Source organism: Micromonospora sp. DT227 (assembly GCF_049841835.1).
In the GTDB taxonomy this organism is placed as follows: Bacteria; Actinomycetota; Actinomycetes; order Mycobacteriales; family Micromonosporaceae; genus Micromonospora.
On sequence record NZ_JBNCLA010000025.1, the window covers coordinates 1 to 12,778 of the forward strand.

Below are 12,778 nucleotides of genomic sequence, written 5' to 3' on the forward strand. Positions count from 1 at the left end.
CTGGCTTATCAAGCACCCTGTTGAGTTCTCAAAGAACAACCACACACCAACCCGGAAACCCCCACCAGGAGGCCCCCGACCCGGGGTATTTCGTTCGCATCCCCGCCGCTCTCGCGGCGGGCACTTTTACTACGTTACCTCACCGTCTCCGCCGTGTCAAACCGTGTGTCCCGGTCTGTCGTGCTTCGTACGGGTTGGCACCCGGTGAACCCGCGCAGCGGTGAACCGCTGCGCTTGATCATCGGATTTGGCAGGCCGGCCGCTGCGGTTTCCCGCAAGCTCGCCCGGTTCCCTGCCGGTCGACAACCTTACCCGGTCGGTCCCGCTCCGCCAAATCCGCCCTGCGGCGTTCCGGTGAGCCCCTCCCGGACCGCATCCTCGCGGGGTGGTGAGACCCCGTTCGGACCCGGTACCCACGTGGATCGGTGCCTCGGGCTTTCATCCCGTTTGCCCCGTTCCGCGCTGGCAGAGAGAAAGTTACGCGTCTGCGGGTTTGATCGTCAAATCCGGGGGTAGCGTCCCGCGTCACATCATCACCACCGAGCTATCTGCCCAGTTCAGCGCGCTCAGCGCGCCACCTCACCGACGGCGGGTCGCCAACCAGCCGCGTACGCCGAGCACGCCGGCCGTCGTGCCGATCGCCAGTGACGCGGCGATGAGCAGCGCGTGCACCCAGAGGAAGCCGGTCGGATCGCCCTCCCCGACGACGCCGGCGGACCAGGCCCGCGGGTCGTTCCAGATCGCGACCGCGAACCTCGGCCAGATCGCCCAGGTCCACACCCCGACCCCGACCAGGAACAACGACCAGCCACGCGACAGAACCATGGTCGGCCAGTATGCCAGCGGCCCGACCGCCGAGACCGGCGGTGCGGCGGCGGAGCGCCGAGCGCCACCGCCACACCGGCCTGACGACCGGATACGCCGACGGCCGGCCCGGGTAAGCGATTGCGTCGACCCCGGGCCGGCCGGTTACGCTGCGGGCATGAGCAGTTCGCAGGCGTACCCGACGGCGTCCCCCGACGTCCGGCTCGGCGCGCTGCGACGCCGGCGGTCCCGCGACCGCCTGCGCTGAGCTTCTTCTCCTGCGACCGGCGGATCGAGCCGCCGGTCGTCGTCGATCGTCCTCGCTCCGCCGCCTTCCCGTCCGGTGATCCGCGCGGCGGATCGAGCGAGATCGGCGTACCCATGGATCTTGAGAAGTTGTTGACCGACCGGCTGGCGCCGGCGTTCGCGGCGGTGGCCGGCGGGCCGGTGGACCCGGTCGTGCGGCGCTCACAGCACGCGGACTTCCAGTCCGACGCGGCGCTCGCGCTGGCCCGCCGGCTCGGCCGGCCGCCGCGGGCGATCGCCGAGGAGGTACGGCAGCGCGCGGAGCTGGCCGACCTCTGCGCGTCGGTCGAGGTGTCCGGGCCGGGCTTCCTCAACCTGACGATGGCCGACCGGGCGCTCGGCGGCCTGGTCTCCGCGCTGGCCGCCGACCCGCGGCTCGGGGTGCCGGTGGCCGCCGGGCCGGAGACCGTGGTGGTCGACTACTCGGGGCCGAACGTGGCCAAGGAGATGCACGTCGGCCACCTGCGTTCGACAGTGATCGGGGACGCGGCGGCCCGGCTGCTGGAGTGGTTGGGGCACCGGGTGCTGCGGGCCAACCACCTCGGCGACTGGGGGACGCCGTTCGGCATGTTGATCGAGCACCTGGTCGACCTGGGCGAGGCCGGGGCGGCGCGGGAGCTGTCGATGGGTGACCTGGACGCGTTCTACAAGGCCGCGCGGGAGAAGTTCGACGCGGACGCGGCGTTCCGGGACCGGTCCCGGCTGCGGGTGGTGGCGTTGCAGGGCGGGGACCCGGCGACGCTGCGGCTGTGGCGGCTGCTGGTGACGCAGTCCGAGAGCTACTTCCTGACCGTGTACGAGCTGCTCGACGTGACGTTGTCCGAAGCCGACTTCCGGGGCGAGAGCAGCTATCACGACCTGCTCGCGCCGACCGTCGACGAGTTGGACCGGCTCGGGTTGCTGCGGCGCAGCGACGGCGCGGACTGCGTGTTCCCGCCGGGTTCGGTGGGGCGGGACGGCGAGCCGCTGCCGCTGATCGTGCGCAAGTCCGACGGCGGGTACGGCTATCCGGCGACCGACCTGGCCGCGCTGCGGCACCGGACCGGCACGCTGGGCGCGACCCGGCTGCTCTACGTGGTCGGGCTGCCGCAGCGGCGGCACTTCGAGATGGTCTTCGCGACCGCCGCGCAGGCCGGCTGGCTGGCCCCGCCGGCCCGCGCCGAGCACGTCGGGTTCGGGTCGATCCTCGGGCCGGACGGGCGGATGCTGCGCAGCCGGGCCGGTGGCTCGGTGAAGCTGGTCGGCCTGCTGAACGAGGCGGTGGAGCGCGCGACCGCGCTGGCGCGGGAGCGCAACCCGGAGCTGGGGGACGCGGAGGCGGCCGAGGTGGGGCGCGCGGTCGGCATCGGCGCGATCAAGTACGCCGACCTGGCCGGCGACCGGCGCAAGGACTACGTGCTGGACTGGGAGCGGATGCTGTCGCTGGACGGCAACACCGCGCCCTACCTCCAGTACGCGTACTCCCGGATCCGGTCGATCTTCCGGCGCGCCGGCGTGGCGGCGCGGCCCGGCGCGGACGTCGCACCGGTCGAGGCGGCGGAGCGGGCGCTCGCGTTCGAGCTTGTCGGTTTTCCGGCGGTGGTCGACGCGGTGGCCGGCAGCCTGGAGTTCCACCAGCTCGCCGGGCACCTGCACCGGGTGGCGGTGGCGTTCAGCGCGTTCTACGAGCGGTGCCCGGTGCTGCGGGCCGACGGGCCGGTGCGGGAGAGCCGGCTGGCGCTCTGCGACCTGACCGCGCGGGTGCTGGGGCAGGGGTTGTACCTGCTCGGCATCCGCACCCCGGAGCGGCTGTGAGCCGGCCCGGTCAGCGCGGCAACCAGGACTGCACCTCGACCAGGTTGCCCTCGGGGTCGCGCAGGTAGGCGGAGCGGACGCCCCAGCCGGGACGGTCGGCGGGTTCGGCCACGACCGTCCCGGCGGGCAGCGCGGTGACGGTGGCGTCCACGTCGGGCACCGGCACCACGACCAGCACGCCGCCGTCGCCCCGCCCGACCGGGAGCACCGCCTCGGCGGCCCGCCGGCCGAGCAGCGCGAGCACGGTTTCGCCACCGGCGTCGAAGCTGGCGTACTCGAACTCGTCGACCACCTTCTCCGGCTCGCCGAGCAGGGCGGTGTAGAAGGCGAGGGTGGCCGGGAAGTCGTCGGTGACGATGCGGGGATGCACGCTCATGGTCGGACCCTAACGGGCCGGCGTCTCCGGGACGGTCCGTTAACCGCTTCAGCGCCGGCGCCGCCCGGCGCACACCACCGTCACCGGCCTGCAACGTCATCGATAACGTTCGAATAACGCGCCGTTTCGGCCGCTTGACGACTCGCACCTTAACCGGTTCAGTGAGCGATGGCGACGGCCGGGCATCGACGGACCCCGTCGCCACCCGGTCGCCGCCGGCCCGGCGGCACAGCTGCGGAGGTTCCCATGACACTGCGCATCCGCTGGTCCGCCGCCGTGGCGCTGGTCGCCACGCTGGCGACCGCCGCGCTCGCCGCCCCACCGGCGGTCGCCGCACCCGATCCACCGTCGCGCCGCGCCGACCCGGCGTTCGTGGTCCGCGACGGCAGCCGGCTGAGCCTGGCCGGGCGACCGTTCCGGTTCGCCGGCCCCAACATGTACTGGTTGGGGCTGGACGAGAACGTCGGCGGCACCGACCCGGCCGACCCGCCGGCCGTCGACCACCCCACCTACTTCCGGATCCGGGACGGGCTGACCACCGCCAAGCGGATGGGCGCCACCGTGGTCCGCGCCCACACGCTCGGCGTGTCCACCGGCGACCCGCGCTCGCTCGAACCCGCGCTCGGCCAGTTCAACCCGGCGGCGTTCGACCGCATCGACTACGCGGTCGCCGAGGCCGGCCGCCTCGGGCTGCGGCTGGTCGTCCCGCTCACCGACAACTGGCAGTACTACCACGGCGGCCGGTACGACTTCCTGCGCTGGCTCGGCCTGAGCACGGACGACGACGGCGCGCTGTTCTACACCGACCCGGCCGCGCGCGCCGCGTTCAAGCAGTACGTCCGCACGCTGCTCACCCACGTCAACCGCTACACCGGCAAGGCGTATCCCGACGATCCGACGATCATGGCGTGGGAGCTGGGCAACGAGCTGAACGGGATGACCGCCGACTGGGTCGACGACCTGGCCGGGCACGTCAAGACGCTCGCCCCGCGGCAACTCGTCGCGGCCGGCAGCCAGCACGGCACCGACCCCGCCGTGCTCGGCTCGCCGTACGTCGACATCAGCGACTCGCACTACTACCCGCCCACCGCCGCCGGCATCGCGGCCGACGCCGCCGCGGCCACCGCCGCCGGCAAGGTCTACCTCGCCGGCGAGTTCGGCTCCGGCCAGGCCACCGACGAACTGCTGGACCAGGTGGCGGCGAACCCGGACGTGAGCGGCGCGCTGTTCTGGTCGCTGTTCGGCCATCACGACCACTCCGGCTTCGTGCCGCACGGCGACGGCTTCACCGTGCACTACCCGGGTGACACGCCGGCGATGCGGGCGGCGGTCGCCGCGCTGACCCGCTTCGCCGGGACGATGGCCGGCCGCCCGGCGCCGGCCGTCATCGGGGACCAGCCGCTGCTCACCGCCGTCGACGCCGACTACGGCATCACCACGCTGCGCTGGCGGGGCACCGCGGGCGCGGCCGGTTACCTGGTGCAGCGGCGCGGTGCGGGCGGGGCCTGGGCCACCGTCAGCGGCACCCGGCCGCTGCGCGCCGACGACGCGCCCTGGTTCGACCTGGCCACGCCCGCCGGTCCGGCGTCCTACCGGGTGGTGGCGGTCGACGCCACCGGCGCCGCCGTGGCCGTCTCCCCGCCGGTGCGCACCGACCGGGCCAGCGACCAGGTGGTCGACCCGCTGGAGGACTGGTTCGTCAGCGCCGGCCACAGCGACTCGCTGCGCCGCACGCCGACCACCGGCGGGGTGCTCGTCGCGCCCGCCCGCGGCCGGTCCGGGGAGCTGCGCTACCGGCGGGACGGCCTCACCGCCGCCACGGTCACGGTCACCTCGACCGGTCGCCCCCGCGCCGTGGTGGAGGTGTCCGCCGACGGTACGACCGGCTGGCGCCCGACCCGGCCCCGGATCGACCGGACCGGCCCCGGCCGGTACGCGCTCACCGTCACCGGGCTGCGCGACGTGCGCGGCATGCGGGTGGTGTGGCGGCCGGACGCCCGCTTCGCCGTCGCCTCGGTCGCGCTGTCCGCCCGGTCGGACTCGGTGACGGACACCGTGCCGGGCGCGTTCGCGCTGACCGCCCCGGCCCCGGACGCGACCGGGGTGAGCCGGTTGGCGGCGCTGGACTGGTCCGCCGCGCCGGGTGCCGCGTACTACTCGCTGACCGTGTCCGAGCACGCCGACCTGAGCGCGCCGCTGGTGGCGGTGTCGGGCCTGCGTACGCCCGGTTTCACGCCGACCACGGCCTGGCCCGCCGGGGCCACGCTGCACGTGCGGGTCACCGCCACGAACGGGTACGGCTCGACGGTCACGGACGCCGCCTTCACCACCCGCGCCGACCTGCCCGGCGTGGTGGTCGACGACTTCGACACGTACCCGTCGGACGCGGAGCTGGCCGCCGCCTACCCCCGCAACACCGGCGGCGACCCGATCGCGGCGACGCTGGCCCCGCCCGGCGAGGGCAGCGGGCACAGCATGCGGCTGAGCTGGACGCCCGGCGCCAGCGGGTACGCCGGTGTCATCCGCACCCTGCCGGCGGCGCAGGACTGGCGCGGCACCACCGGGCTGCGGATGTGGGTCGAACCGGGCGCGGACGGCCAGCAGTTGACCGTCCAGTTCGTCGCGTCCGGCTTCTACTGGGAGAAGACGCTGACCTTCGCCGGCACCGGGGCGCGGGTGGTGGAGGTGCCGTTCGCCGACTTCGCCCCGCCGCCGTGGGCCACCCCCGGCCCGCTCGACCTGGGCGCGGTCACCCAGGTGTCGCTCTATCCCGGCGGCGCGACCGGCCCGGCCAGCCTGCGGCTCGACTCGCTCGGCGCGTACGCGTCGTGACCGGTGGGCGCCGGGCCGGGCCGGGGCGTGCGGCCCGGCCCGGCGCCGGCACGGGACCACCCGGCGCGTGGACACCGGCTAGCGTGACTCGGGACCGGACGAGAGGGAGGCGACCATGGCGGATCGGCGTGCGGTGCTCGTCCCGGGACGGGGCTACGACACCCGAGGTCCGCTCTTCGTCTACCTCGGTGAGGCGTTGCGCCGGCTCGGCTTCGAGGTGCACGAGGTGACCTGGCAGCGGCTGGACGAGCTGCGCCTGGACGCGGCACCCGGCTGGGTGGCCGCGCAACTGGCGCCGGTCCTCGACTCCGGCGTCGACCTGCTGGTCGGCAAGTCGCTGGGCAGTTTCGCCACCCCGCTCGCCGCCGAGCGGGGCATCCCGGCGGTCTGGCTGACCCCGCTGCTGCACGAGCCGGCCGTACGCGAGCCGCTGAGCCGCACCACGTCGCCGTTCCTGCTGGCCGGCGGCACCGGGGACGCGAGCTGGGACGGTGCGTTGGCGCGCCGGCTCAGCCCGCACGTGGTGGAGGTGGCCGACGCCGACCACTCGCTGATGGTGCCTGGCCCGCTGGCCGGCTCCGCCGAGGCGCTCGGGCGGGTCTGCACCGCCGTGGAGGGGTTCGCCCGCGACGTCGGCGGGGTGACCCCGGTCAGCGCTCGATGATCGCGCCCTTCTCGTCGATGCCGTGGGTGCGCCAGTAGACGTCCCACTCGTCGTCGACGTGCTGCGGGACCTTGCCCTCCGGGTAACGCACGTACGGCGCGGTCGGCTCCTGTCCGTCCGGGAAGCAGGCGCTGCCGCCCTGCCCGCCGACCGCGATGGCCGGATACTCGCCGTCGGCGCAGATGGCCTCCTCGAAGGAACAGCCGGCGGTGAGCATCAGGCCGCTCAGGGCGACCCCGGCCAGGGCGATCAGAGTTCGCGTTCGCATGGGGAGAATTCTGGTCGGCCCGGCCGCGCCCGCCATCCGTACCCGTACTCAGTCGTTGGGGTGCAGCAGCACCTTCGTCCAGCCCTGCTCGCGCCGGTCGAAGTGCCCGTACGCCTCGGGCGCCTCGGCCAGCGGCAGCTCGTGCGAGACCAGGAACGACGGCCGGGCGCGGCCGGCGATGATCAGATCGCGGAGCTGCCGGTTGTAGCGCATCACCGGGGCCTGGCCGGTGCCCATCCGCTGGCCCTTGGTGAAGAACGTGCCGTACTGCCAGCCGATCCGGCCCTCCCGCGCCCGCTTGTCCGGACCGTTGGGGTCCTGCGGCACGTAGACGCCGACCACGCCGATCCCACCGGTGGAGCGGACCACGTCGACCAGGTTGTCCAGCACCAGCTCCGGGTGCTCCTCGCCGGACGGGTCGTGGGCCTGGTAGCCGACCGCCTCCACGCCGCAGTCGGCGCCCACCCCGTCGGTGGCGTCCATGATCTGCCGCACCGGGTCGCCCTCGCCGAAGTTGACCGGAACGGCACCGATCTTCTCGGCCATGGCCAGGCGGTCCGCCTCCTTGTCGACCACGAACACCCGGTCCGCGCCCTTGATCAGCGCGCTGTGCGCGGCCATCAGCCCGACCGGGCCGGCGCCGAACACGGCGACCGTGTCACCGGGGGCCTGCCCGGCGAGTTCGGTGCCGTGCCAGCCGGTCGGGAAGATGTCCGACAGCATGGTGAAGTCGTTCTCGTGCTCGGTGCCCGGCGGCAGGCGCAGCAGGTTGACGTCCGCGTACGGCACGCGCAGGAACTGGGCCTGCCCGCCGTCGTACGGGCCCATGTTGGCGTAGCCGTAGGCCGCGCCGTCCATCCCCTCGATCGGGTTGGTGCGCAGGCAGAAGCTGGTCCAGCCGTGCAGGCAGTTGCGGCAGGTGCCGCAGGCGATGTTGAACGGCACGGAGACGCGGTCACCGACCGTGATCCGGGTGAGCGCGTCGCCGACCGCCTCCACCACGCCCATGTTCTCGTGGCCGAGGATCTTGCCCGCCTCGACCGAGGTGCGTCCCTCGTACATGTGCAGGTCGGAGCCGCAGATGTTGGTGGTGGTGATCCGGATGATCGCGTCGGTGGGGGCCTGGATGGTGGGGTCGGGTCGGTCCTCGACGGCGACGTCACGGGGACCGCGGTACACGAGAGCTTTCACGGTGGGTCTCCAGATCTTTCGGAAGCAGGTCAGCCGAGTGCGCCCTCTCACTTTTCACCTCATAACCTCATGAAACCGGTGAAAACGAAAACGCGCCGGCCGCGGCCGGCTCACCCGCGCAGCGTGTCGCCGGGCGGCCGGCCGTACCTCGCCCGGTAGTCGGCCGCGAACCGGCCCGCGTGCAGGTATCCCCAACGACGCGCGATCGCGGACACGGTGTCCCCCTCGACCGGATCGGCGGACAGCAGGTCCTGGTGTGCGTGGTCCAGGCGGGCCGACCGCAGGTACGCCATCGGGGTGCTGTCGACGTGCCGCCGGAACGCCGCCTGGAGGCCCCGGGGTGTGACCCGGGCGGCCGCCGCGATCTGGGTGACGGTGATCGGCTCACCGGCGTGGGTGTCCATGAACGACATGGCGCGACGTACCGAGGCGACGGGGAGCCGGGCGCCCGCCGACCGGTAGGTCATCGCCACCGCGGAGTTCGGGAACGTGGCGAGTGCCGCCGAGGCGGCCAGGTCGGCGGCGGCCCGGACCGCCAGCGGACTGTCCAACGGTTCCGACGGGCCGTTGAAGAGTTCGTGCAGGTAGGCCATCGTGCCGCGCCAGAACCGGTTCATCGAGGCCGAGACCGGCGTCATCGCCTCGAACCGGAAGCGGACCGGGTCGATGCCCGTCCGCGCGGCGGCCACCTCGGTCACCATGCCGAGGTCCAGATTGACGCTGTAGAGGTCGAAGTCCAGATTGATGTTGGACAGCGGACGACCGACCCGGAGCAGGCGCGTCTCGCCGGGCCGGGTGCGCGTCACGTCCCGACCGTCCCGAGTCTCCAGCCGGCCTGTCCTCAGGACCAGGAACATCAGGTGGTCCAGCGGCTCCAGATGGGTGTCGACGTCCATGCCGTAGCGCACCCGGCCCACCATGATCGGCCCCGCACCGACCGACTCCTGCTGGTACAGGAACCGGCGGTTCACCCGGTGCAGGCGGAACTCGTGCCCGACGTAGATCTTGCGCAGCACCTCGTGCGCCTCGGCCACCTCGCGGGTGGCGAACGTGAATCGGTGGGGCGCACCGACGTCCTGGGTCATCGAGTCCTCGCGGGGGTGAGGGGGCCGTCACCACCCCAACGAGCCGGCTGTCCTCCCGGTGCGCCGCCGGCCCGCCTCGACTGCCGCAGGTGCGGCCCCATCTGGCGGACAGCCATCGCACCCGCATGACAAAGTGACGGTTCCTTGCCGCAGACGCGTACGGCTAGGATGCTCGGCGTGGCGGGATTCCGGATCGGGGAGGCGGCGGCGCTGCTCGGCGTCAGCGCGGACACCGTGCGCCGCTGGGTGGACGCCGGCCGGTTGCCCGCCGCCCGGGACGAGCAGGGTCACCGGGTGATCGACGGCGTCGCGCTGGCCGGGTTCGTCCGCGCGCAGGCGGCCGGGCCGGACGGCCGGTCGGAGGAGTCGTCGGCGCGCAACCGGCTCCGCGGGATCGTGACCGCGGTGGCCAAGGACACGGTGATGGCCCAGGTGGACATCCAGGCCGGGCCGTTCCGGATCGTCTCCCTGATGAGCCGCGAGGCGGTCGACGAGCTGGACCTGCGGGTCGGGTCGGTCGCGGTCGCGGTGATCAAGTCGACCACTGTGGTGGTGGAGCGATCCACCCCGGCACACCGACCACGGCCGGGCGCGTGAACGCTCCCGGGAGGAGGGGCTGATGGGTGCACGTGTGGTCCGGGCCGCGCTGGCCGGGGTGACGGCCCTGGCGCTGGCCGGCCCGGCCGGCTGCGGTGGCGACGCTTCGCCGGGCGGCTCGGCCTCCGGTTCCGGCGTGACCGGAACGGTGACCGTGTTCGCGGCGGCGTCGCTGACCGAGTCGTTCACCCGGATCGGCAGGGACTTCGAGGCGGCCCACCCGGGCGTGACGGTGCGGTTCAACTTCGCCGGCAGCTCCGCGCTGGCCAACCAGATCAACCAGGGCGCGCCCGCGGACGTGTTCGCCTCCGCCGCGCCGAAGAACATGCAGGCGGTCACCGACGCCGGCAACGGCGACGGCTCCCCGGCCACGTTCGCGCGCAACCAACTGGTCATCGCGGTGCCCAGGGGCAACCCGAAGCGCATCGCCGCGCTGGCCGACCTCACCCGGCCCGGGCTCAAGGTGGCGCTCTGCGCCGAGCAGGTGCCCTGCGGCGCGGCGGCGACCCGGGCCCTGAGCGCCGCGCGGGTGCCACTCCGGCCGGTGACGCTCGAGCAGGACGTCAAGGGCGCCCTGTCGAAGGTGAAGCTCGGCGAGGTCGACGCCGCGCTGGTCTACCGCACCGACACCAGGGCCGCCGCCGCCGACGTGGACGGCGTGGAATTCCCCGAGTCCGCCGGCGCGGTCAACGACTACCCCATCGTGGCGCTGAAGAACGCGCCCAACCGGGCCGGCGCGCGGGCCTTCGTCGCCTACGTGCGATCCGACCGGGGCACGGCGGTCCTGACCGGCGCCGGCTTCCAGGCGCCGTGACCTCGACCGAGGCACCCACCGCGGCTCGGGGCGGGCCGCCGCGCCGCCGTCGGGCGCAACGGGTGCCGGCGGCCCTGCTGGTGCCCGCCCTGGTGGGCCTGCTGTTCCTGGTGCTGCCGCTGGCCGGGCTGGTGGTCCGCGCGCCGTGGGCCAGCCTGCCGCAGCGGCTCACCGAGCCCGGCGCGCTGACCGCGCTCCGACTCTCGGTGCAGACGGCCACCGTCGCCACGCTGGTGTGCCTGCTGCTCGGCGTACCGCTGGCCTGGCTGCTGGCGCGGGCCCGCTTTCCCGGCCGCCGGTTGGTCCGCGCGCTGGTCACGGTCCCGTTGGTGCTGCCGCCGGTGGTCGGCGGGGTGGCGCTGTTGCTGGTGTTCGGGCGTCGGGGCCTGCTCGGCGGGTGGCTGGACGCCACGTTCGGTTTCACGCTGCCGTTCACCACCACCGGCGTGGTGGTCGCCGAGGCGTTCGTCGCGATGCCGTTCCTGGTGATCGCCGTCGAGGGCGCGCTGCGCGGGGCGGACACCCGCTACGAGGAGGCCGCCGCGACGCTCGGCGCCGGACGCTGGACCACGTTCACGCACGTCACGCTGCCGCTCGTGGCGCCGGGCGTGGCGGCCGGAGCGGTGCTGTGCTGGGCGCGGGCGCTTGGCGAGTTCGGCGCCACGATCACGTTCGCCGGCAACTACCCGGGCGTCACCCAGACCATGCCGCTGGCGGTCTACCAGACCATCGAGGGCGGGGATCTGGACGGTGCGGTCGTGCTCAGCCTGGTGCTGCTCACCGTGTCGGTGGCGATCCTCGCCGGCCTGCGGGACAAGTGGATCACCAGCGCATGAGCCCCGCCCCCGTCGTGGACGCGCACCTGGTCGTCGACCGGGGCGCCTTCCGCCTGGACCTGCCGCTGCGCATCGACGCCGGCGAGGTGGTCGCCCTGCTCGGCCCGAACGGCGCCGGCAAGACCACCGCCCTGCGCGCCCTCGCCGGCCTGCAACCGCTGAGCGCCGGTCACCTGGCCCTCGCCGGGCAACCCGTCGACCGTCCCGACCGGAACCTCTGGACACCGCCCGAGCGGCGCCCGATCGGCGTGGTCTTCCAGGACCACCTTCTCTTCCCGCACCTGAGCGCGTTGGACAACGTGGCTTTCGGGCCGCGACGCCACGGCGCGGACCGGCGCACCGCGCGGCGTCGGGCCGCCGACTGGCTCGACCGGGTCGGGCTGGGTGACCGGGCGCGCAGCAGGCCCCGTCAGCTCTCCGGCGGGCAGGCCCAACGGGTCGCGCTCGCCCGCGCGCTGGCCGTCGACCCGGTGCTGCTGCTGCTCGACGAGCCGCTCGCCGCGCTCGACGCCCGGACCCGGCTCGACACCCGCGCCGAACTGCACCGGCACCTCGGCGACCATCCCGGCGCCACGCTGCTGGTCACCCACGATCCGCTCGACGCGCTCGTCCTGGCCGACCGGCTCGTCATCGTCGAGGACGGTCGGGTCGTGCAGGACGGTGACGCCGCCGACATCACCGCGCGACCCCGCACCGACTACGTCGCCCGGCTCGTCGGCCTCAACCTCTACCGCGGCACCGCCGACGGCCGGACCGTCCGGGTCGGCGACCGGCTCACCCTCACCGTCGCCGACCCGCTGCACGGCGACGCGTTCGTCGCGTTCCCCCCGTCGGCCGTCGCCCTGCATCCGAGCCGGCCCGACGGCAGCCCGCGCAACGCCTGGGCCGCGGTCATCGCCGGGCTGCAACGCCACGGCGACAACCTCCGCGTGCAACTGGACGGTCCGATCACGGTGGCCGCCGACGTCACGCCGGCCGCCGCCGCCCACCTCGACCTGGTGCCCGGCCGGTCCGTGTGGGCCGCCGTGAAGGCCGCGGAGACCCGCGCCTACCCCGCCTGACGTACGCCGAGGGCCGGCCTCCCGCGTGGGGAGACCGGCCCGTGACGAGCCGCCGGAAACCGGTCAGCGTTGCAGGGTCAGCAGACCCGGCCGGTACGGCAGCAGGCCGTAGTCGCCGCCGGAGTTGGTGGCCCGACCCTGGTAGAGCAG

At 74.0% G+C, this 12,778-nt stretch carries 12 protein-coding genes; 7 read left to right on the forward strand and 5 right to left on the reverse strand.

The genetic code is table 11. The annotated features are described in order from the left end of the window. Positions 1-579: 579 nt before the first annotated feature. On the reverse strand, positions 580-825 hold the full coding sequence (locus ACLQ2W_RS33585) for an SCO4848 family membrane protein (RefSeq protein WP_425791882.1): 246 nt from the start codon (positions 823-825) through the stop codon (positions 580-582). 360 nt (positions 826-1,185) lie between these two features. Between ACLQ2W_RS33585 and argS the strand changes: the two genes are divergently transcribed. Continuing rightward, the gene (argS, locus tag ACLQ2W_RS33590) at positions 1,186-2,904 is read left to right on the forward strand and encodes an arginine--tRNA ligase (RefSeq protein ID WP_425791884.1); all 1,719 of its coding nucleotides are present in this window, start codon (positions 1,186-1,188) and stop codon (positions 2,902-2,904) included. Positions 2,905-2,914: 10 nt separating this feature from the next. Here the strand turns inward: argS and ACLQ2W_RS33595 are convergent, their stop codons facing one another. Then, positions 2,915-3,280 (reverse strand): VOC family protein, encoded by a 366-nt coding sequence (locus ACLQ2W_RS33595; RefSeq protein WP_425791886.1) that lies wholly within the window; start codon positions 3,278-3,280, stop codon positions 2,915-2,917. Positions 3,281-3,526: 246 nt separating this feature from the next. Here ACLQ2W_RS33595 and ACLQ2W_RS33600 point away from each other — a divergent pair, with 246 nt between their 5' ends. Both ACLQ2W_RS33600 and ACLQ2W_RS33605 read left to right on the forward strand, forming a co-directional pair. Continuing rightward, positions 3,527-6,112 (forward strand): carbohydrate binding domain-containing protein, encoded by a 2,586-nt coding sequence (locus ACLQ2W_RS33600; RefSeq protein ID WP_425791888.1) that lies wholly within the window; start codon positions 3,527-3,529, stop codon positions 6,110-6,112. A 115-nt stretch (positions 6,113-6,227) separates the two neighbouring features. Continuing rightward, entirely contained in the window at positions 6,228-6,776 is a 549-nt protein-coding gene (locus ACLQ2W_RS33605) for an alpha/beta hydrolase (protein ID WP_425791890.1), read from the forward strand. On the opposite strand, the gene ACLQ2W_RS33610 is transcribed toward ACLQ2W_RS33605, so the two are convergent. From ACLQ2W_RS33610 to ACLQ2W_RS33620, 3 genes are all read right to left on the reverse strand, one after another. After that, on the reverse strand, positions 6,763-7,044 hold the full coding sequence (locus ACLQ2W_RS33610) for an SCO0607 family lipoprotein (protein ID WP_405091616.1): 282 nt from the start codon (positions 7,042-7,044) through the stop codon (positions 6,763-6,765). The two genes, ACLQ2W_RS33605 and ACLQ2W_RS33610, sit on opposite strands and share 14 nt — an antisense overlap. A gap of 48 nt (positions 7,045-7,092) precedes the next feature. After that, complete coding sequence (locus tag ACLQ2W_RS33615; RefSeq protein WP_425791892.1) at positions 7,093-8,235, reverse strand: glutathione-independent formaldehyde dehydrogenase; 1,143 nt, start codon at positions 8,233-8,235, stop codon at positions 7,093-7,095. 110 nt (positions 8,236-8,345) lie between these two features. Next, positions 8,346-9,320, reverse strand: coding sequence for an AraC family transcriptional regulator (locus tag ACLQ2W_RS33620; protein ID WP_425791894.1), 975 nt, complete (start codon positions 9,318-9,320; stop codon positions 8,346-8,348). A gap of 177 nt (positions 9,321-9,497) precedes the next feature. Here ACLQ2W_RS33620 and ACLQ2W_RS33625 point away from each other — a divergent pair, with 177 nt between their 5' ends. Genes ACLQ2W_RS33625 through ACLQ2W_RS33640 form a run of 4 tightly spaced genes read left to right on the forward strand, consistent with a single transcriptional unit; the run spans position 9,498 to position 12,628 of the window. Beyond that, entirely contained in the window at positions 9,498-9,917 is a 420-nt protein-coding gene (locus ACLQ2W_RS33625; protein ID WP_425791896.1) for a TOBE domain-containing protein, read from the forward strand. 22 nt (positions 9,918-9,939) lie between these two features. Then, on the forward strand, positions 9,940-10,731 hold the full coding sequence (gene modA / locus ACLQ2W_RS33630; protein ID WP_425791898.1) for a molybdate ABC transporter substrate-binding protein: 792 nt from the start codon (positions 9,940-9,942) through the stop codon (positions 10,729-10,731). Then, entirely contained in the window at positions 10,728-11,567 is an 840-nt protein-coding gene (locus ACLQ2W_RS33635) for an ABC transporter permease (RefSeq protein WP_425791900.1), read from the forward strand. Before modA ends, ACLQ2W_RS33635 begins: the two co-directional genes overlap by 4 nt. Next, positions 11,564-12,628 carry an ABC transporter ATP-binding protein gene (locus tag ACLQ2W_RS33640; RefSeq protein ID WP_405091622.1) on the forward strand — a complete coding sequence of 355 codons (1,065 nt, stop codon included), beginning with the start codon at positions 11,564-11,566 and terminating at the stop codon, positions 12,626-12,628. The genes ACLQ2W_RS33635 and ACLQ2W_RS33640 overlap by 4 nt, the downstream gene beginning before the upstream one ends. Positions 12,629-12,778: the final 150 nt, after the last annotated feature.

What these genes read in the sequence shown, in the direction of transcription:
- ACLQ2W_RS33585 (WP_425791882.1), bottom strand. Translation starts at nt 825, where the DNA reads ATGGTTCTGTCGCGTGGCTGGTCGTTGTTCCTGGTCGGGGTCGGGGTG.
- argS (WP_425791884.1), top strand. Translation starts at nt 1,186, where the DNA reads ATGGATCTTGAGAAGTTGTTGACCGACCGGCTGGCGCCGGCGTTCGCG.
- ACLQ2W_RS33595 (WP_425791886.1), bottom strand. Translation starts at nt 3,280, where the DNA reads ATGAGCGTGCATCCCCGCATCGTCACCGACGACTTCCCGGCCACCCTC.
- ACLQ2W_RS33600 (WP_425791888.1), top strand. Translation starts at nt 3,527, where the DNA reads ATGACACTGCGCATCCGCTGGTCCGCCGCCGTGGCGCTGGTCGCCACG.
- ACLQ2W_RS33605 (WP_425791890.1), top strand. Translation starts at nt 6,228, where the DNA reads ATGGCGGATCGGCGTGCGGTGCTCGTCCCGGGACGGGGCTACGACACC.
- ACLQ2W_RS33610 (WP_405091616.1), bottom strand. Translation starts at nt 7,044, where the DNA reads ATGCGAACGCGAACTCTGATCGCCCTGGCCGGGGTCGCCCTGAGCGGC.
- ACLQ2W_RS33620 (WP_425791894.1), bottom strand. Translation starts at nt 9,320, where the DNA reads ATGACCCAGGACGTCGGTGCGCCCCACCGATTCACGTTCGCCACCCGC.
- modA (WP_425791898.1), top strand. Translation starts at nt 9,940, where the DNA reads ATGGGTGCACGTGTGGTCCGGGCCGCGCTGGCCGGGGTGACGGCCCTG.
- ACLQ2W_RS33640 (WP_405091622.1), top strand. Translation starts at nt 11,564, where the DNA reads ATGAGCCCCGCCCCCGTCGTGGACGCGCACCTGGTCGTCGACCGGGGC.